This is a genomic window from Nitrosospira sp. Nsp14, from assembly GCF_900113575.1.
Taxonomy (GTDB): domain Bacteria; phylum Pseudomonadota; class Gammaproteobacteria; order Burkholderiales; family Nitrosomonadaceae; genus Nitrosospira.
The window spans coordinates 110,345-130,093 of record NZ_FOPV01000010.1; the positions used below are offsets into that span (position 1 = coordinate 110,345).

Consider the following 19,749-nt stretch of genomic DNA (forward strand, 5'->3'; position numbering starts at 1 on the left):
TTACACGTTGATGAACTGCGAGAGGAATTATTGAACGATCAGACTGATAATGAAGAAGTAAACGATAAGGCTGAGTACATCCTGAACAACGGTTGCAAGCGGACCGCTGCCGAAGGCTGGGTCTTTGCCCAGGCGGGAGAGTATCCAGGGAAACAGAAAGCCAATGGTGGTAGCAGCCGATCCCGCCACCAGCAGCGCCAGTGAAACCGCCAGCGCGAGCTGGAAATTGTCGAATATGAGCCAGACCGCAGGAAAGGTGAGCCCTCCAAGGGCAAGGCCAATGATAATTCCGGTTCGTAATTCACCTGCGATCAACGCGCCAACCGGCCCACGGCTCAAGGACAGACCGCGCACGGTAATGGCCTCGGTCTGGGTTCCGATCGCATCAGCCATGTAAACGAGCCCCGGGACGAAGAACGCAATGGCCATTTGCGACTGCAGTGCGCTTTCGAACTGGGCCATTATATAAGTTGCCAGCACGCTTCCGGCAAGTCCTACCAACAGCCACGGCAGCCTATCGCGTGCGCGGCGGATCGGCGAGGCCTCGATGGCGGTGCGGGCCTGCAGATTATAGTGGCGAATGCCGGCAAAGCGGTGCAGGTCTTCCACGTGTTCGTGACGTAATACTTCCAGCAGCGCTTGCGGCGGAACCACGCCTAGCAGGCGTTGCTGACCGTCCACTACCGGCACAGCAGCAATACCGTTGACGATCGCGAGCGAGGCAACGGTTTCCTGATCGGCCCCTGTGTGTACCGCGGGGAAGGGTTTGCGCAGAATATCGTGCAAGTACTGGTGAGGCGCCGCTGCGAGCAACCGGGGCATGGGTATCATGCCGATCAGGGTGTTTATCTCGTCAACTACATAAACCGTATCGGCATAATCAAAGACATTGCCCGGTAATCTCTCCAGAACCGAAGCGACGGTCTCATCCGGATTTCCGGTGGGTACCCGTTTAACCAGATGGCGGGCAGCAGTTTCACGCTGGCTGTTTTGCAGGTGCGAGTGAGAGTTCTGCATAGCCTTGGTCTGGCTGGTCTTGTTGTGCTCTTAAAGACGGCCCAGACCCGAACGCGGGCCCCCGACCGTCTTTCACCCAGCTACGCCTAAACAGCAGCCGGGGTCCTTGCCGTCGGGCAAGGACCCGGACGTGCTGGCGCAAGCGCGGTAGCGCCCCGCGCCAGCAACATTACGCTGGAGGAGGGGTACGGCCCGAGACTGGGGCAGTGCGATCCGGCGGAGGCACGCGATCCCGCTCGTCCAGCCGCGCGGCCGTGCCGGGTAATGCGGCGCTTGCAACATCCTTGACGCCCGTAACGACACTCAGAAGGATATCCCGCACGCTGCTGACCGCCGTGGTGCCGAAGCCGCCTACCGCCTCCGCTGCCCCGCTGGCCACCGCTCTCGCCGTTTCCACAGCGTTTCCGCCGGTCTCGTTTGTTGCTTCGAGTACTCCGTCCAAGGTTCGCTTCGCCACCATCAGGGTGTCGCCGCCTACAGCAGCGGTACCATTCACCGCAGCTTTTGCGGTCTCGGTAGCCGCCGAGATGACGTCCCCGCCCACGTCGGATACGCCGAGGGCCACACCTTTGGCGACGCTCTTGGTGGTAACCACCAGTCCGGTTCCGAGATCCTCCGTCGCCGCAAGGGCACCTTTCACCACGTCCCGGGTGATGTTGACCGCTTCCGTACCGACAGCACCGGTTGCCCGGATGGAATTGGATACGGTGTTTCGCACCAAACTGACAATTTCCGTTTCGATTTCGTCAATGCCTCTGAGACTGGCGGCAATCCCTGTCTTTACAGTCGTGCCCGCTGCCCCGATGCTCCGGGCGGCCGCGCGAGACTCTGGCGTTGAACCGAGGCGCTCTTCCTCTGCCTCGCGAGCGTAAGTATCCCGCTCGGGATGCGCTTCGCCCCTGGGGCGTGTTTCACCCTTGCGATAGGCTTCTTCGCGGGCGCGTGCCTCTTCATGCGGGCGCTTCTCTCCAGGCTGTCCCCCTGGATAGCCCGGCTCATTGGGGGAAATTTCTTCGTCGGCAGGGATTTCTTCACCTGTGTCTGAACCGTGGTGGGACGCCCCACCGTGCTTTCCTGTCTGTGCTTTCGCCATTTCGAGTACCTCCTTGGTTGTCCATGTTTCGTAAATTACCTTCGACTATGATCAAGAGCACGCGTCTGGCGCGTTTCTTTATATTGTCCGATTAAAACGTGAGCCTTTATACCTTGTACCCCTACCTTGCTCCTCGCTCCTCCTCCGCGAGCAGTCACCCGATCACCGAGGGGCTGAAAATCAGAAGCGTGCCCCCGGATTTACCCTTTGGGAAGGTGTGTACGGGATCAATAAACGCTTCCCCCGCGTTCCTGACCGCCCAGCGTCTCCAGCATATCCAGCATCGGCAGGGGCCGTTTCGTTTCAACCAAGCTCCGTATTGCTTACGCCATTTTCCCGGGACACCAGGTATGCATACCAGAATGCCGCTGCAGCCGGAATGGCGATGTTGCCCTCAATAGCCTGGGCAATGCCCATGCCCACCCACGCCAGGAATAGCAGTGGACGCCAATTCGTCCGGTTGGTTTGGGCCGCTTTCGGTTTAGGTCCGCGTGCTTTCCTGGCTGGGGTTGCTGTTGCGGAGATCGGTGGTGCCATCTTGCGCATTTCCGCCTCATTCTCGGGGACATGGAACAATCCCTGCTCTTCAGCACGCTGCCAAGGGGATGGGTCGTTTGCTATGTGATGCACCAATACGCTGGCCGTCCGGCTGTTTGTTTCTACCGCTGAAATACCCGGATAGTCCCTCAATGCGTTCTCCACCGTCGTGAAGTAGGTTTCATCCCCACGCTTTTCGTCGATCCTGAGACGCGTTCTGCCGGGCAGGCCATGCACCTCTCGCGCCAGCGGAGCCATCACGCACCCGGCCCACCTTTTTTGCCCGCATCAGCACCGGTTTCGCTGTGCTTGGCTGGGGGCGGCGCAGACGGCGCGGGTGGGGGCTCATTTTGGCTGGGCTGCGAAGTAGCTGCCGTTGCCGTAGCTGCTGTCGCAGCCGGCGCGGCGTCGGCCTCCAGTTCTACCTTAGCCTCCGCCACCAGGTCGTCCATCGTCTCGCTCAATTCTGCAAACGATTCGCGTCCCTTGTCGTAAACGGTCATGCCGGTCTTGATGACCGACTTGGTCAGGGGTTTGGCGATGCGTGCCAACATAGGCAGCAGCACCGGTGCCAGCAGCGTGGCTCCGATGCCAGCGGCCAGCCCGGTGACGACATTGCTTTTGAAAAAGTCTGAGGCCATGGCTCACCCTCCTTTCTTGCTCTTAAAACGTATTTATAGTCATTGCCTGCGGAAATTCAAGTCCTGTCACAAAAAATTCATATTGGAAAGAAATAGCATATTCATAAGCTTAGAACAGTTAGAGCTTGAGCAAATATTGAGGTCGCATTACTACGCCCCCCCTACGGCGTCGAGCGTCTTATCTCCCTTCTTCCCTGTTCCCAAGTTCGTCAATAATTCGAGGAATAGCGTCGGGATCCGGCGCGCCGACTACGCCGGACCGGGTGCAGCGGACCAGGAGTGGCGTAAAACAGTCTTTTTCCCGTGCGCTTACGTGCCAAAAAATCAACACCCCAAAGAGGTAGCCATGCTGTAACGTGCTTGTAACACCTGTTCGGAAACAGAAAACTCAAAACAAATGCTTGACGATGCCGTTTGCTAACGTGTAATTTCAACTTCGATAGATGAACAATCGCACTGGCAGCAACTGGTTTGGAAACTTTTCTGTCCCTCGACGGACATAGCTCCTCGGCCCCACTAACTTGAAGCACGACCCAAGCCCATGGAGTCATCTCGTGCCGGAAACCGGATGCGTCGGCTGGCGACCGGCATGCTCATCGCGATGCTGGGTGTTCTGGTTCTCGCCAATGTGTTTCTCTCAGTCCACCCTTTGGTTGGCTATCTGCGAGCTTTCGCCGAGGCGGCGGTGGTAGGCGCAATGGCCGACTGGTTCGCGGTGACCGCCTTGTTTCGCCAGCCGTTAGGTCTGCCGATCCCCCATACCGCGATTGTTCCCCGCAACAAGGATCGCATCGGCGAGGCGTTGGGCCGGTTCGTCGAGCTTAATTTCGCCTCTCCGGAAGTGGTTTCCTCCAAATTGGCGGGGGCCGACATGTCCGGCAAGCTTGCCCGGTGGCTGTCCGACCCCCAGCGCACTGAAGCAATCGCCGCCCACGTAACCCGTCTGATCCCGCAGCTGCTGGATTCCGTTGACGACCGTGATGTGCGTCGTTTTGTGTCCGGCGGCCTCGCGCACGGGGCGCAGCGCATCGATCTTGGGCCCCTGCTCGGGGAAGTGGTTGCCATGCTTACGGCGGAGAGGCGGCACCAGGTATTGCTCGACAAGTTGTTACGCGAAGCTGACGAATACATTACCGCCAACGAACCCCGCATTCGCGCGCGGGTGCGCGAGAGTACCGCCTGGCTTTGGCAACGGCTTGCAATGGATGAGAAAGTGGCTGACGGCGTAGTAGCCGTGCTGCGGGAAGCCTTCGCCGAGATCGGGCGCGATCCCTCGCATCCACTGCGCCTCAGGCTCGATCAGGCTATTGAAAAGCTGGCGTCCGAATTGGCCACTTCGCCAGAGTATCGGGAGGAAATTGTCATGCATACGCGCAAGCTGCTGGATCACCCCGCTCTGCGCACCTATGCCGCGGGAGTATGGCGCGACATTCGGGACAACCTGCGTGAGGATGCCTTAAGTGAGGACTCCGTGCTTAAATCGTGGCTGCGGGAGATGATCGAAGCTGCTACCCAGGCATTGCTCCGTAACGATGGACTGCGTGGCCGTCTCAACAACTGGCTGCATGAAGTCGTGGTGGAGGTGGTGCAGTCGCATCAACACGACGTGGGCGTGCTCATTGCGGATACGGTACGCGGTTGGGATACCGAAACGGTAACTGCCCGGGTCGAGCGGCAGGTGGGTGAAGACCTCCAGTATATCCGTATCAACGGGACGTTGATCGGTGGGTTGGTGGGCCTGGCTATCTATGCGGTTTCGCGCGCTTTCGGCTAGGCTTGCAACAACCAATGGTGGATTTCATCAATCATTCCGACCGATAACCCCGCTACAGTTGCGAAAGGCCTTTGCGCCTCATTCTAGCTTCGATCCAGCTTGGGTATTGCAACACTTCCGCGATGTGCATACTCCTGATGCCGTACTTTCCTGCAGATCGGCACCAAATGATTCCTGATCAGCGAGCAGTTGGAACCCAATGCCGCGCGAAGTCAGGTTCCTTATAATGATTTGCCTTCTGGCGCTTCGGCAGTTTGATCTTTTCCCGAGGGGGGGCCTCGTAGGGAATGGCATCGAGCAGGTGGCTGATCACATCGAGCCGGGCTTGCTTCTTGTCGTCGGAGCGAACTGCAAACCACGGCGCCCAGTCGGTATCAGTGGCAGCGAACATTTCGTCTCGTGCGCGTGAATAATCGAACCAGCGACTGTAGGATTTGAGATCCATCGGCGACAGTTTCCAGATTTTGCGGAGGTCCGTGATACGTGCTTCGAGTCGACGCGTTTGCTCTTCTGGGCTGACCTCAAGCCAGTACTTAAGAAGGATGATGCCGGAATCGACGATGGCCTTCTCAACTGCCGGAACCATCTTCAGGAAGCGCTTGGCTTGTTCCTCGGAGCAAAAGCCCATTATCCGTTCGACCCCTGCTCGATTGTACCAACTCCGATCGAAGATCACGATTTCACCTGCTGCCGGGAGGTGAGGCAAGTAACGCTGGACGTACATCTGAGACTTTTCACGCTCGGTGGGCGGAGGTAATGCAATGACGCGAAACGTTCTCGGGCTCACACGCTCGGTGATGGCTTTGATGACACCACCCTTTCCGGCGCCATCCCGCCCCTCGAAGATGATGCATATCTTGGCGCCCGTACCTTTGGCCCACTCCTGAACCTTCACCAGTTCGATGTGAAGATCCTGCAGTTTGCGAAGATACGCCTTACCCTTGAGGCGCTTATCGATCTCAGGCGCCATTTTCACGCTGTTCTCGTCTCCCAATGCCATTTCAACCTCCGTTGTCACCGGTCAGTCGACTTTAGCGGCCGCAGCGTCGGTATTTGCTCACGACCGGGTCCTCCTTGCTGGAATAACGCCTGAGCACCCCCCTGAGCCACGGACTGACGTTTGGAATATCAATAACAATTTAATTATAGTCGATAGGCCCGGTATGGTTGCAAAAGGCTTTGCGTCTCAAGCTAGTTTTTATCCAGCTTGCGGTATTGCACCGCTTCGGCGATATGCAGCCGCCTGATGCCATCGCTTTCGCACAGGTCGGCAATGGTTCTTGCCACCTTCAGAACGCGATGATAAGCTCGGGCGGAAAGATTCAGCCGGCTGATGGCTTGCTTGAGCAGGCTTTCCCCCGCATTGTCCGGCAGGCAATATTTATCGATATCCTTCACCGTCAGTCTGGCGTTGGTGGTCCCCTGCCGTGCCAGTTGGCGCTGGTGCGCCCTCTCGACCCGTTGCCTGATTACGGTGCTCGTTTCACCTTGGGCTTGGCGCATCAGCTCATCCTCGGATGGGGCGGGCACCTCGATCTGGATGTCGATGCGATCGAGCACGGGGCCGGATATCCTTCCCCGGTAACGTGCCACCTGGTCCGGGTTGCAACGGCATTTCCCGCTGTAATGCCCGAGGTAGCCGCAAGGGCATGGATTCATCGCCGCAATCAACTGAAACCGGGCCGGAAAGTCGGCCTGACGCGCGGCCCGCGATATCGTGATGCGCCCGGATTCCAGCGGCTCGCGCAACACTTCCAGCACTTTCCGGTCAAATTCGGGTAGTTCGTCCAGAAACAATACGCCGTTCATTGCCAGAGAAATTTCCCCGGGACGCGGATTGCTACCGCCGCCCACGAGGGCAACGCCCGAGGCTGTGTGGTGCGGCGTCCGGTAAGGACGACGTTTCCAGTTGACCACATTGAAACCGCCGCTGCCGACGGATTGCATGGCGGCCGACTCAAGTGCTTCGTCTTCAGTCATGGGCGGCAGAATGCCGGGAAACCGCGCGGCTAGCATCGATTTACCTGTTCCTGGCGGCCCCATCATCAGCAAACTGTGGCCACCCGCCGCCGCTATCTCAAGAGCACGTTTTGCATTGCTCTGACCTTTTACCTCTTCCATGCCGGGATAGAGCGATCCGCCGATGTCCATATTGCCATCCCGTTCAGTCTCATCCTGGCGCACATACCGTTGCAACGGCTCACGCCCCGCAAGATGCGCGCAAATCTGGAGCAACGACGTGGCGGCATAAACCGTGGCTTCCTTGACGAGCGCCGCCTCGGCGGCATTTTGCCTCGGCAGCACGAAACTGCGCCCCGAGCGTGCTGCGCCGTAAGTCATCGCCAACGCTCCGCGGATGGCGCGCAACTCCCCCGTCAGGGCGAGTTCGCCAGCCCATTCGTATTTGTCGAGTTTGTCTCCGGGGATTTGGCCGGTAGCAGCCAGGATGCCCAAGGCAATGGGCAGGTCGAAGCGTCCGCTCTCCTTGGGCAGGTCGGCTGGAGCAAGGTTGACCGTGATGCGGCGGGCGGGAAACTCAAACTGCGCATTCTGCAGCGCCGCCCGTACCCGATCCTTGCTTTCCTTCACTTCCGCTTCTGGCAGGCCAACTATGGTAAAGCTGGGCAGGCCGTTGGCAATATGAGCTTCCACCGTGACCAGCGGGGCATCCATGCCTGAAATGGCACGGCTATACAGAATCGCTAGCGGCACCGAAAATTCTCAGCCAGCCAGTGCCTACTCAACCGAAGCATATCCAAGAAACGTTTTTCCTCCGCGAGCCTAACTCCAATGCCGCGTGATTTTCCAAGATCAACCTTATTCCGTTTCAGACAGATCATCCAATGTTTCGGGGGGAACATCCAGTGTCTCACCCAGGCTATCGGATTTCGAAGCCGATTCCAAGGCGGCAATTCGTGCCTCCAGGCCTGTCAGCAACTCGCGCGTGCGCTTTAGTAGCTCGTGCTGAACTTCAAACTCTTCCCGCGTGACCAGGTCCAGGCGGCTAAATATTCCCCCCAGCATTACCCGAAGGTTCTTCTCCACGTCCTTCACCGGGCTCTGCGCCAGCAGTTCATTTACCTTGGTTACAACTTCATCTATCATTTTTGGGTTGAGCATGATGTCCTCCGATCATTTTTCCTCCGTCACCCGGCCGGATGAGGAGTGATGCATGCATGTTAAAATCTCATACTTCGCCCAAATAGGCAATCAGCGGAAATATTATGGAACGTTTACTCCTTCTGGAAAGCTGGCTCAGGGAGCGGTTTCGAGGTAAGGATTTCACTTTGTCGGCTGCTTCTACCGACGCGAGTTTTCGCCGCTATTTCCGGGTAACTTTCGACGATGGAACATTCATCGCCATGGATGCGCCGCCGGAGCAGGAAGATTGCGCTCCTTTCTTGCGCGTGGCCGGATTGTTCTCCGAGGCAGGTGCAAATGTCCCGGCAATCCTGGCCCAAGATATATCGCAGGGGTTTCTATTGCTGGCGGACCTGGGAAGCACAACCTACCTTCAGGCGCTTAACGGGCAGCCCGATCACTCTGGTCACGAGGCCCATCAATTATATTCAGATGCGGTGGGTGCGCTGCTTAAGATCCAGCTTGCAAGCCGGCCCGGCATATTGCCAGATTACGATGAACCACTGCTATCCCGCGAGTTGCACCTGTTTCCTGACTGGTACCTGGACAGGCATTTGCAAACCAGTCTCGGTGCAAGCCAGAAAGTGGAACTGCACGGGATATTCCAGTTGATTGTGCGGAACAGCCTGGCTCAACCCAAAGTGTTCGTGCATCGCGATTACCACTCGCGCAACCTGATGGTGACGAGTCCCAATCCAGGCATTCTCGATTTTCAGGATGCGGTTTATGGCCCGATTACCTATGACCTCGTGTCACTGTTCAAGGATGCATATATACGTTGGGACGAGGAGCGGGTCCTGGACTGGCTAATCCGGTATTGGGAACAGGCGCGAAAACTGGGACTGCCGGTACCGGCCGACTTCTCGGATTTTTACCGTGACTTCGAATGGATGGGCGTGCAGCGCCATCTTAAGGTGCTGGGGATATTCGCTCGTCTCAACTACCGCGACGGAAAAAGCGCCTACCTCGGCAATATGCCGCTGGTGGAGGATTACCTGCGCAAGGCGTGTGAGCGCTACAAGGAACTTGGTCCGCTGCTGACGCTGCTGGATGAGTGGGAGGTTCGGAAGCCGCAGGAACCAAAAGTTGGCTACACGTTCTGACATGATTCCGATCAGGTTTAAGGCCATGATTCTCGCGGCAGGCCGCGGCGAGCGCATGCGTCCGCTGACCGACGTGCTGCCCAAGCCGCTATTGCGTGCCGGCGGTAAGGCGCTGATCGAATATCATCTGGAAAATCTTGCGCGCGCCGGTTTTGCAGAGATCATCGTCAATCACGCACATCTCGGCCACTTGATCGAAGCCGCGTTGGACAACGGCGAACGGTATGGCGTGAATATCCGCTATTCGCATGAGCCGGTTGCGCTCGAAACCGGTGGCGGAATCACCCAGGCGCTACCCATCATCGCCGGTCAACCCGCTAGTGGCACCGGGGAGCGCCCATTTCTGGTTATCAATGCCGACATCTATTGCGAGATGGATTTTTCCACCTTGGTACCGAAGCTGGAGCAAATGAATGCCAGTCCTGATGGGGACCTGGCGCACCTGGTGCTCGTCGATAACCCGGCCCATCATCCTGGTGGCGATTTTGCCCTTGACCGCGGCCGGATCGTGCTTTCAGGAGAAAACATGCTCACCTTCAGCGGCATCGGCATCTATCGCCCGAAACTGTTCGAGGTCATCGTGGCCGGGTCGGTGGCCAAGCTCGCACCGTTGCTGGGACAGGCGATAGACCTCGGAAAAGCAGGCGGGCAGCATTATCGGGGCACATGGGCGGACATCGGCACGCCGGAGCGCCTGCGTCAGATTGATCTCGAGCTAAGCACAGCAGGGGCGCCGGCTGATTCTCCAGCCGCGTCATCCTAGCCCCCGCCAGCAGACAAGTGGCGCCCGTTCGCCGGCGATGCCGACGGCTCTGGTTCCAACGCTCCTCGCATAACATTTGTTTTGCGTTATATTGCAAATACTGTAAAAATCTTTCCCATGATCCCCATCAAGTCCTTCCGGGAGCGGCGTCTGGCTTTGGCATCCCAAATGCAATCGGGCGTCGCAATCGTTCCAACCGCGCCGGAGCGGGTACGAAACCGGGACGCACATTTTCCATATCGCTTCGACAGCTATTTTTATTATCTGACGGGTTTTCGTGAGCCGGAGGCCGTGCTCGTGATCGTGGCGGATGCGGAGAAGAGCCAATCGACGCACATCCTGTTCTGTCGCGAGAAGGATACCGAACGCGAAATCTGGAATGGTTTCCGCCATGGCCCTGAGGCGGCGCGGGAAGCATTCGAATTCGATGAGGCGCATCCGATCTCCACGCTGGACGAGATTTTGCCCAAACTGCTGGCGGACCAGCCTGCCGTATACTGCGCTTTAGGCGAAGATGGCGGCTGGGATACGCGCGTGATCGGCTGGGTCAACCGGGTGCGGCAGCAGTCGCGCGGCGGGATTTCCGCCCCTGCGGTCATCCGCGATATCCGACTTTTGCTGGACGAGATGCGGCTTTTCAAAAGCGAGGACGAGCTGCAAGTGATGCGCCATGCCGCCCGCATATCCACGGACGCGCATCGGCGGGCAATGCAGAGTGTCCGGCCGGGCATGAGAGAATACGAAGTAGAGGCCGAACTGTTGCACGAGTTCCGGCGTCACGGCGCAGAGGCTCCCGCCTATACGCCAATCGTCGCCGGCGGCGCCAACGCCTGCATACTTCACTATGTGGAGAACAGTGCCCGGCTCGCGTCAGGTGATCTGCTGCTGATAGATGCCGGTTGCGAATTGAACGGTTATGCCGCCGACATCACGCGCACGTTTCCGGTCGATGGTAAATTTGGTCCGGCGCAAAAGGATGTCTACCAACTGGTGCTGGCGGCGCAAGCGGCTGCGATCAGCGAAGTGCGCCCCGGAAATCCGTGGGAGGCGCCTCATACAGCGGCGGTGCGGGTGCTGGCGCAAGGTTTCGTGGATCTTGGCCTCTGCCGCGGCTCGGTGGAGGAAGTCACGGAAACCGAGGACTACAAGCGGTTTTACATGCACCGCACTGGGCACTGGTTGGGACTGGATGTTCATGATGCGGGCGAATACAAGCAGGACGGCGCATGGCGGCCATTGCAACCGGGGATGACTTTGACAGTGGAGCCCGGGTGCTACATCCGTCCGGCGGAAAACGTTCCGCAGCATTTCTGGAATATCGGCGTGCGCATCGAGGACGATGTGGCAGTCACCGAGAGCGGATGCGAAGTGCTGACGTCAGCTGCCCCAAAAAGCGTGGCAGAGATCGAGGGCCTGATGCAGCACCGGCAAGCGTGATGGACGACCCCAACAGCCACCCCAGCCACGGCAGCCGGATAATCGTAAGACGAGTCATCCGGAACGAGGAGACGGGCGCGACGGAGGAAGAGATCTTCCGTGCTTCCCAGCCTGGTCCGGCGGCGCGTTGGCTCACATACCTGCTGCTTGTTCCGCTATTGATCATCATGGTGGTGCTGGGTATTTTCTTTTTTACCGCGTTTCTGGCACTGTTCGCGGTAGCCGCCGCTGGTCTTGCGTTCCGCGTGTGGTGGTTGCGTCGCAAATTGCGAGAATCCATGCAAACCCCGGAAGCGGAATACCGTGTCATTGAAGATGCGGAAATAGTCGAGGAAACAAAGGGCAAGGAAAAAGAAGCGAATAAACATGAGCGGCAATAAAATGACTACCGCAGGGAATCGGGAGCAGGGCGAGAGGCATACTGAAACGGGTATGACGGGCGACCATCATTCCGAATACGACCTTATCATTATCGGTGGCGGGCCGGTAGGCATGGCGCTGGCGCTGGCTTTGCGCGACAGCGATATGTCCGTGCTCTTGCTGGAGGCAAGGGGACTGCCGGCTAAAACGGAAGATTCCCGCCCGCTGGCATTGTCGCACGGTAGCCGCCTCATTCTGCAACGCCTCGGCGTATGGAACGCACTGCACGATATCACGCCTATCACGACCATTCACATTTCCAATCGCGGTGGGTTTGGCCGCGCTGTGTTAACTGCTGCCGAGATCGGGGTGCCGGCGTTGGGCTATGTGATGAACCACCATGACGTGTTCCGCGCCATGCATGAGGCGCTGCAAGAGTGCGATATAGACTATTTGACCGGCGCGCAAGTGACCCATTTGGAAACCGGCGCTGTTCAGGGTAAGATCGAATTTCAGCATGACGGTGTGACGAAAAAAGCCACGGCGCGGCTGCTTGTGCTGGCCGATGGTGGGCGCCTTACCGCGCAAATCGAGGGCGTGACGCAACACGCACACGACTACGAGCAATGGGCAGTCGTTGCGCGGGTCAGAACGGAGCGTTTCGCCTACTCCGCGATAACCTCGTCCGCGAGACCGATGCTGAGCGCGGTCCCCGGGTTGACTACCCGCTCACTGCGCAAGACGGGCTCTGGCCGCAAATCCGCTGCGCGGACTCAGCCCGGCGTGGCGTACGAGCGTTTCACTCCCGAGGGTCCAGTGGCGCTGTTGCCTTCGGGAAAATATTTTTCCCTGGTATGGACTGTGCCGCCCTCAGCCGCCGAGGAAATCCTTGCGTTGGATGACGCCGCGTTTCTCGCTCGCTTACATAGCCACTTTGGTGATCGGCTCGGTAAATTTACCGAAGCGGGCAAACGGTCGGGTTTTCCTCTGTCGCTAAAATATGCTACCCCAATCACATCCCGGCGTGCCGTATTGGTTGGCAACGCCGCCCAGACCCTGCACCCGGTCGCCGGCCAAGGGTTCAACCTCGGCCTGAGGGATGCCTGGGAACTGGCTGAGGAAGTCCTCGATTCCCCCGCTCATATCGGCAGCTCCGCCATGCTGACGCGGTATCGCGACAAGCGCCGTCTCGATAGCAGTGGAGGGCGAATGTTCACCGATTCTCTGGTGAAGCTTTTTTCCAATGACGATCTTGTGCTGGATAGCATGCGTAGCATGGGATTAGGCGCGCTCGATTGCCTCCCGCCGGTAAAACGTTTTGTCGCGCGGCGCATGATGTTCGGTGCGAGGGGTTGAACCGTAGCAAGGCAATAGCGGAAGTCCTAAAGTAAACCTCAGTTATTGTCGAGCTGTAAAAAGTTACATCTATCCTTCGGCGTGCCGTAGAGATACGCTGCACGCTGGCAACTGTTTTTACGCGAAGAAAGTCTCCTGCACGCCCCCGAGTGGCCTGCCACCGGGGTAAGGCTATATGCTATTAGGCGGGCACAGAGGCTCGTTTCGGAAGCGTTCGCGGTTTCCTGTTAAAATGGGGTTGTTTTATCCCCGCCCAGCTTGCCGCGGCTGGCGTTTCCGTTAAACTAAAATCATGCAGATCGGTTCCCACATTCTCAAAAACAATCTTATCGTGGCCCCTATGGCCGGGGTGACGGATCGCCCCTTCCGGCAGTTGTGCAAGAGCATGGGCGCCGGGATGGCGGTGTCCGAAATGGTATCGAGCAACTCGCTGCTGTGGGGCTCGGAAAAGACGCGTCGCCGCGCCAATCACGAAGGCGAAGTCGATCCGATCTCGGTACAGATCGCGGGCGCGGACCCGGCGATGATGGCTGAAGCGGCTCGCTACAACGTGGCGGAAGGCGCGCAGATCATCGACATCAACATGGGCTGTCCGGCCAAGAAAATCTGCAACGTGATGGCGGGTTCCGCGTTGTTGCAGGATCAGCCGCTGGTTGGCCGAATACTCGATGCCGTAGTCGGCGCGGTAGATGTTCCCGTCACGCTGAAGATACGCACCGGGTGGGACACGCAGCATAAAAATGCACTTGCAGTCGCGCGCATCGCCGAGAGTGCGGGCATCCAGGTGTTGGCGATTCATGGCCGCACCCGCGCTTGCGCCTATGCGGGACATGCGGAGTACGACACCATTGCCGCGGTAAAAGCCTCGGTGAGAATTCCGGTCATTGCCAATGGCGATATCACCACGCCAGAGAAAGCCAAGCACGTGCTCGAATACACCAAGGCCAATGCAATCATGATCGGTCGCGCTGCCCAAGGGCGACCGTGGATATTTCGCGAGATCAGCCATTATCTGGCAACGGGCGAGCACCTTCCGCTGCCCGAAGTGGCCGAGATTCACCGTGTGCTCATCAACCATCTGCATGAACTCTACTCTTTTTACGGCGAGTATTCCGGCGTGCGCATCGCGCGCAAGCACATCTCCTGGTACACCAAGGGGCTGGTGGGTTCCGCCTCATTCCGCCACGCAATGAATCAGTTGCAAAGCACCGACCAGCAATTGGCGGCCGTAAATGAATTTTTCAGCCAGCTCGCAGGTTATGGTCGGCAACTGACTTATGTTGAGGCTGAGGAGCTGGCAGCATGAGTATAATTAACGAAAACGATATCGCCCGCTGCGTGCGTAAGGCGGTGGAAGATTATTTCAATGATCTGGACGGCGAAAAGCCTCATGCCATTCACGATATGGTCATACGCAGCGTGGAAAAACCCCTGATTGAACTGGTGATGGATTACGCCGGGGGCAACCAGACGCGCGCAGCTGAATTGCTCGGGATCAATCGCAACACGCTCCGCAATAAAATGAAGCAGTATCAGATCAAGTAGACCAAATAGCCGATGCGCAAAACAATTGCGCAGGGTATAAATCCGAGCTTAAACACCGTACAGCCTACCAGCCGAGCACTCATCCCTGATGTCCATAAAACAGGCCCTTATCAGCGTTTCCGACAAAATCGGCATTGTCGAATTTGCGCGCGAGCTCTCCCGCCTCGGCGTCGCCATTCTCTCCACCGGCGGCACCGCCAAACTGCTGAAGGATGCGGGCCTGTCCGTGACCGAAGTCGGCGACTATACCGGCTTTCCGGAAATGCTCGATGGGCGGGTCAAAACCCTGCATCCGAAAATACACGCGGGAATCCTGGCGCGACAAGACCTCCCGGAGCATATGGCCACGATGGAAAAGGCTGCTATTCCAACCATAGACCTGGTGGTCGTGAACCTCTATCCTTTCACCCAAACTGTCGCCCGCCCCGACTGCACATTTGAAGAAGCCATTGAGAACATCGACATCGGCGGCCCGGCTATGGTGCGGGCGGCGGCGAAGAACTACAAGAGCGTCACGGTTGTGACCGACCCGGCGGACTATGCGCCATTATTGCGGGAAATCAAATCGTCCGGCCGCACGGTTTCGCCTGAATTGCGATTTCATCTGGCCTGCAAGGCGTTCTCTCACACCGCCTCGTACGACAGCGCCGTCAGCAATTACCTCACTTCCGTGGAAGGCGAAGGCGGAGAGCGCCGCGTATTTCCCCAGCGTCTTAATCTCAATTTCAGAATCGCCCAGGATTTGCGCTACGGTGAAAATCCGCATCAGCAGGCGGCCTTCTATCGCGAACCGGTCCCCGCGCCAGGCAGCCTTGCCAGTTATGTTCAACTCCAGGGCAAGGAACTGTCATACAACAATATCGCCGATGCGGATGCCGCGTGGGAGTGCGTCAAGACCTTCGAGCTGGCAGCCTGCGTCATCATCAAGCATGCCAATCCCTGTGGCGTGGCCACGGCCGATACCCCGCTCGGCGCATACCAGCGCGCCTTTGCCACTGATCCCACCTCCGCCTTCGGCGGCATCATCGCATTCAACCGCTTGTTGGATGGTACGACAGCCGAGGCGGTGAGCAAGCAATTTGTTGAAGTGATCATCGCGCCGCAACTCACCACCGAGGCCCAGCAGATACTCGCTCGCAAAACGAACGTGCGGGTTCTGACCGTGCCGTTCCAGACGGGCAGCAATACTTTCGACTTCAAGCGCGTGGGCGGGGGATTGCTGGTGCAGACGCCGGATACGCTTAACGTAACCGGCGCGCAATTGAAAGTGGTGACCAAAGCGAAACCAACCCAGCAGCAACTTCAGGATTTGCTGTTTGCCTGGCGCGTGGCAAAATTCGTGAAGTCCAATGCCATTGTCTTCTGCGCCCATGGTCAGACGCTGGGCGTTGGGGCGGGACAGATGAGCCGGGTGGACAGTGCCCGCATTGCCTCCATCAAGGCGCAGAACGCCGGGCTTACTCTGTCCGGTTCGGCGGTTGCCTCAGACGCGTTCTTCCCGTTCCGCGACGGCCTGGATGTGGTGGTGCAGGCAGGGGCAACCGCGGTCATTCAGCCCGGCGGCAGTGTTCGCGACGAAGAAGTGATTGACGCCGCGGATGAACAGGGAGTGGCGATGGTATTCACCGGCGTCCGCCATTTCAGGCACTGAATTTCAGACACTGCGTTTCAGATATCGATTTAGGTGAGTTAGGCCCGTCTATAAATAACCAAAAATAATGAAACTACTAGTAATCGGCGGCGGCGGCAGGGAGCATGCTTTGGCCTGGAAGCTTCTCAAGTCAAACCGGACCACCCGCCCCATGACCGTCTTTGTCGCCCCCGGCAACGCCGGCACCGCGATGGAAGATGACCTGGAGAACCTCCCCATCACGGCTATTCCCGAGCTGGTCGAGTTTGCTAAAAAAGAATCCATCGGTTTTACCGTCGTCGGACCCGAGGCACCGCTTGCCGAGGGCATCGTCGATGCTTTCCGCGCTGCGGGCTTGAAGATTTTCGGGCCCACCAAGCAAGCCGCGCGGCTGGAAACATCCAAGGATTTTGCCAAGGCTTTCATGCAGCGCCATGGAATCCCCACCGCCGCTTACGCAACCTTTACTTCCGCAGACGAGGCTCATCGCTATGTCGACGAGAAGGGCGCGCCCATTGTAATCAAGGCCGACGGCCTGGCCGGCGGCAAAGGCGTCGTGGTGGCGATGTCGCTCGAAGAAGCGCACGCCGGAATCGACAACATGATGAAGGATGATCACGCTCGGGAGGGCAGTGCGCCTGCGCGGGTCGTGGTCGAAGAGTTTCTCGAAGGCGAGGAAGTCAGCTTTATTGTCATGGCTGACGGCCACCATGTGCTGCCGCTTGCCACCAGCCAGGATCACAAGCGCCTCAAGGAGGGCGACCAGGGGCCCAATACCGGCGGAATGGGCGCCTATTCCCCCGCCCCGATGATCACACCGACCCTCCACGCGAGGATCATGCGCGAGGTCATACAGCCGACGATAAACGGCATGGCGCAGGATGGCGAACGCTACACCGGTTTTCTCTACGCGGGACTGATGATTACCGCAAATGACGGCGTCAAGGTGCTTGAGTTCAATTGCCGCATGGGTGACCCCGAAACCGAGGTCATCCTGTTGCGCCTGAAAAGCAATTTCATCACCCTCATCGAGCACGGGATATACGGAAACCTCGACAAGATAGAGGCGGAGTGGGATCGACGCACGGCTCTGGGCGTTGTGCTGGCGGCGGCGGGTTATCCCAATTTGCCGCGCAAGGGAGATGTGATTCATGGGCTGCAAGAAGTGCAGGCGACGGAGACGCCGGAAAAAGACTTCTTCGTATTTCACGCAGGCACGGCCTTGGGTGGGGAAAACGGTAGAGAGATCGTGACTGCCGGGGGACGGGTCTTATGCGTGGCTGCGCTTGCGGATAGCGTCAAGGTGGCACAGCGCCGGGCCTATGAAATCGCCGACCAGATCCACTTCGACGGCTGCCAGCTGCGCCACGACATCGGCTACCGGGCAATCAATCATCCCCGCAAATAGCCCCGGCAATTCGATAATGAAAAATAACAAAGCTGGCGCTTATCAGGAGACAGCATGAGCACCGCAAGCACCGCACAGCAAGCCAGGGAATTTTTTACCGGCCTTCAGCAGCGCATTGTCGAGCGGATTGAAGAGGTGGATGGCACGCGTTTTCGCCGTGACCAATGGGAGCGCGCCGAAGGCGGCGGCGGCTTGAGCTGCGTAATGGAAGAGGGCAACGTGCTTGAGCGCGGCGGCGTGAACTACTCGCACGTGTTCGGCGGTGGCCTGCCCGCTTCCGCCACGGCCGCCAGGCCAGAATTATCAGGTCGCGGGTTCGAAGCCATGGGCGTATCGCTCGTGCTGCATCCCCGCAACCCCTACGCGCCGACCGTGCACCTGAATGTGCGCTATCTCGAAGCGCGCAAGGAAGGTGCCGAGCCTGTCTGGTGGTTCGGTGGAGGGATGGACTTGACCCCCTATTACGGCTTTGAAGAAGACGCGGTCCATTTCCACCAAACGTGCAAAAACGCGTTGCAGCCGTTTGGCGAAGACTACCATCCCCGCTTCAAGAAATGGTGTGACGAGTATTTTTACCTCAAACACCGCAAGGAGCCGCGCGGCATCGGCGGCATTTTCTTTGACGATCTAGGAAAGCCAGATTTCGAAAGCTGCTTCAACCTCACCAAAAGCGTTGGCGATCATTTCCTCGAAGCCTACGTCCCGATACTCGAGCGCCGCCTGAATACGCCCTACGGCGAGCGCGAGCGCGACTTTCAGGCTTACCGCCGCGGCCGCTATGTCGAATTCAACCTCGTGTGGGATCGCGGTACGCTGTTCGGATTGCAATCCGGGGGGCGCACCGAATCCATACTGATGTCGCTACCGCCCGTCGTCAAATGGCGCTACGACTGGAAGCCCGAGGCGGGCAGTGCTGAAGACAAGCTTTATATGGATTTCCTGATCGGGAAGGATTGGGTGTGAGGGCTACGCCTCTCTGCGCCAAGATAATGCGAATTGAAACGGTTATTACTCCGTAGCGTCATACTATGGAGTTGCAGTTTGTTATAAAATACGCGGAATAAATGGGGACGTAGCTCAGCTGGGAGAGCGTCGCGTTCGCAATGCGAAGGTCGGGAGTTCGATCCTCCTCGTCTCCACCATTTAAGTGTATCACCAAGTCCTAAGAAGTCCTGAAAGCCCGCATCTAGCGGGCTTTTTCAAATAAAAGCAATAGTAAAACCCTGGGCTTGTTTCGGCGTCCGACGGAAGCTTCGTCGTGAATTGCAGCATCGAGCCGGACGGTTACCAAACTTGCGCAAACCATTCGCCCAAGCGTACCAGCGAGAGTTTCCTCTGGAAGCCAAATGCACATCCAAGAAAAGCCAGCTCCTTAGCATTCATTATCCGGCCTCACCTGTTAATGCCCTGCGTCTTTTGCCGCCTCATCAATCCATTTTCCGAGATTTTCGTAGCCGTTGTCCGTGTTCCAAAGATAGAAGGCATAGCCGTCTGGAAGCTTGCCACATCGCTCGGAACTTAATCCATTTAGGTCCTTTATTTTGCTTATATCGATGCCGAGGAGGCCATTCCCTTTCTTAATGCTAGCCTCAATCTCGTATTTCACCCAGCGGCTCTTGCATGTGTTCTGGCCCACTAAGACAGCCGTAACGGTCGTCCCTTTTAACTGTGCATCGATCCAATACTTAATAGCTTGATCGCCTTTTTCCTTTATTTTGTCGAAATCAGCTTTATCGATGAACCCCGCTTTCTCGTCACCTCGAATAACGTCGCTATTTCTTACAACCATTGCCCGTGAGACGTCCTCGTACTTGAAACTGAAGAAGACTTTTCTAGCCATCGTGATCCCTGATGTTCCCCCAATTCTGATGGGATTCAAAACTAGAATCTAGCCGCTTCGAGCAGTCTGACCTGGTTGGATTTAACGTATTCGCTTGGGGTCAG

Annotated in this window: 19 protein-coding genes and 1 tRNA gene; 12 read left to right on the top strand and 8 right to left on the bottom strand. The window is 57.7% G+C overall.

The genetic code is table 11. The annotated features are described in order from the left end of the window. Nucleotides 1-27: 27 nt before the first annotated feature. From BM022_RS08380 to BM022_RS08395, 4 genes are all read right to left on the bottom strand, one after another. The gene (locus BM022_RS08380) at nt 28-1,017 is read right to left on the bottom strand and encodes a magnesium transporter (protein WP_091138435.1); all 990 of its coding nucleotides are present in this window, start codon (nt 1,015-1,017) and stop codon (nt 28-30) included. 169 nt (nt 1,018-1,186) lie between these two features. Then, the gene (locus BM022_RS08385) at nt 1,187-2,110 is read right to left on the bottom strand and encodes a hypothetical protein (protein ID WP_091138437.1); all 924 of its coding nucleotides are present in this window, start codon (nt 2,108-2,110) and stop codon (nt 1,187-1,189) included. Nucleotides 2,111-2,413: 303 nt separating this feature from the next. Then, complete coding sequence (locus tag BM022_RS08390; protein WP_143079554.1) at nt 2,414-2,908, bottom strand: hypothetical protein; 495 nt, start codon at nt 2,906-2,908, stop codon at nt 2,414-2,416. Beyond that, entirely contained in the window at nt 2,905-3,288 is a 384-nt protein-coding gene (locus BM022_RS08395; RefSeq protein WP_091138441.1) for a DUF5132 domain-containing protein, read from the bottom strand. Before BM022_RS08395 ends, BM022_RS08390 begins: the two co-directional genes overlap by 4 nt. Before the next feature lie 541 nt (nt 3,289-3,829). On the opposite strand from BM022_RS08395, the gene BM022_RS08405 reads away from it, so the two are divergent. Then, complete coding sequence (locus tag BM022_RS08405) at nt 3,830-5,062, top strand: DUF445 domain-containing protein (protein WP_091138444.1); 1,233 nt, start codon at nt 3,830-3,832, stop codon at nt 5,060-5,062. Between the two features lie 178 nt (nt 5,063-5,240). Here the strand turns inward: BM022_RS08405 and ppk2 are convergent, their stop codons facing one another. The 3 genes from ppk2 to BM022_RS08420 all read right to left on the bottom strand — a co-directional run bounded on the left by ppk2 (nt 5,241) and on the right by BM022_RS08420 (nt 8,182). Beyond that, nucleotides 5,241-6,062, bottom strand: coding sequence for a polyphosphate kinase 2 (gene ppk2, locus BM022_RS08410; protein ID WP_091138446.1), 822 nt, complete (start codon nt 6,060-6,062; stop codon nt 5,241-5,243). A gap of 191 nt (nt 6,063-6,253) precedes the next feature. Continuing rightward, a complete protein-coding gene (locus tag BM022_RS08415; RefSeq protein ID WP_091138447.1) occupies nt 6,254-7,774 on the bottom strand; it encodes a YifB family Mg chelatase-like AAA ATPase in 1,521 nt (506 codons plus the stop codon). Between the two features lie 105 nt (nt 7,775-7,879). Next, a complete protein-coding gene (locus BM022_RS08420) occupies nt 7,880-8,182 on the bottom strand; it encodes an accessory factor UbiK family protein (protein WP_091138449.1) in 303 nt (100 codons plus the stop codon). Nucleotides 8,183-8,286: 104 nt separating this feature from the next. Here BM022_RS08420 and BM022_RS08425 point away from each other — a divergent pair, with 104 nt between their 5' ends. The 11 genes from BM022_RS08425 (at nt 8,287) to BM022_RS08475 (ending at nt 18,947) form a co-directional block, all read left to right on the top strand. Further along, complete coding sequence (locus BM022_RS08425) at nt 8,287-9,306, top strand: aminoglycoside phosphotransferase family protein (protein ID WP_091138450.1); 1,020 nt, start codon at nt 8,287-8,289, stop codon at nt 9,304-9,306. Between the two features lie 25 nt (nt 9,307-9,331). Then, nucleotides 9,332-10,069, top strand: coding sequence for an N-acetylmuramate alpha-1-phosphate uridylyltransferase MurU (murU, locus tag BM022_RS08430; RefSeq protein ID WP_091138485.1), 738 nt, complete (start codon nt 9,332-9,334; stop codon nt 10,067-10,069). 117 nt (nt 10,070-10,186) lie between these two features. Beyond that, nucleotides 10,187-11,506, top strand: a complete 1,320-nt coding sequence (gene pepP, locus BM022_RS08435; RefSeq protein WP_091138487.1) for a Xaa-Pro aminopeptidase — start codon at nt 10,187-10,189, stop codon at nt 11,504-11,506. After that, complete coding sequence (locus BM022_RS08440; RefSeq protein WP_256209063.1) at nt 11,506-11,886, top strand: hypothetical protein; 381 nt, start codon at nt 11,506-11,508, stop codon at nt 11,884-11,886. The genes pepP and BM022_RS08440 overlap by 1 nt, the downstream gene beginning before the upstream one ends. 52 nt (nt 11,887-11,938) lie before the next feature. Beyond that, nucleotides 11,939-13,222: an FAD-dependent monooxygenase gene (locus BM022_RS08445; RefSeq protein ID WP_091138491.1), complete on the top strand. Its 1,284-nt coding sequence runs from the start codon at nt 11,939-11,941 to the stop codon at nt 13,220-13,222. Between the two features lie 292 nt (nt 13,223-13,514). After that, nucleotides 13,515-14,528, top strand: a complete 1,014-nt coding sequence (gene dusB, locus BM022_RS08450) for a tRNA dihydrouridine synthase DusB (RefSeq protein ID WP_091138452.1) — start codon at nt 13,515-13,517, stop codon at nt 14,526-14,528. Next, nucleotides 14,525-14,767, top strand: a complete 243-nt coding sequence (locus BM022_RS08455; protein ID WP_091138453.1) for a helix-turn-helix domain-containing protein — start codon at nt 14,525-14,527, stop codon at nt 14,765-14,767. The genes dusB and BM022_RS08455 overlap by 4 nt, the downstream gene beginning before the upstream one ends. Before the next feature lie 88 nt (nt 14,768-14,855). Continuing rightward, entirely contained in the window at nt 14,856-16,418 is a 1,563-nt protein-coding gene (gene purH / locus BM022_RS08460; RefSeq protein ID WP_091138455.1) for a bifunctional phosphoribosylaminoimidazolecarboxamide formyltransferase/IMP cyclohydrolase, read from the top strand. 67 nt (nt 16,419-16,485) lie between these two features. After that, nucleotides 16,486-17,805, top strand: a complete 1,320-nt coding sequence (purD, locus tag BM022_RS08465) for a phosphoribosylamine--glycine ligase (protein WP_091138456.1) — start codon at nt 16,486-16,488, stop codon at nt 17,803-17,805. A 54-nt stretch (nt 17,806-17,859) separates the two neighbouring features. Continuing rightward, nucleotides 17,860-18,768 carry an oxygen-dependent coproporphyrinogen oxidase gene (gene hemF, locus BM022_RS08470; protein ID WP_091138458.1) on the top strand — a complete coding sequence of 303 codons (909 nt, stop codon included), beginning with the start codon at nt 17,860-17,862 and terminating at the stop codon, nt 18,766-18,768. 103 nt (nt 18,769-18,871) lie between these two features. Next, nucleotides 18,872-18,947 (top strand) — tRNA-Ala (locus BM022_RS08475). A gap of 257 nt (nt 18,948-19,204) precedes the next feature. Here the strand turns inward: BM022_RS08475 and BM022_RS08480 are convergent. Then, nucleotides 19,205-19,645 (bottom strand): TIR domain-containing protein, encoded by a 441-nt coding sequence (locus tag BM022_RS08480; protein WP_091138460.1) that lies wholly within the window; start codon nt 19,643-19,645, stop codon nt 19,205-19,207. Nucleotides 19,646-19,749 lie beyond the last annotated feature (104 nt).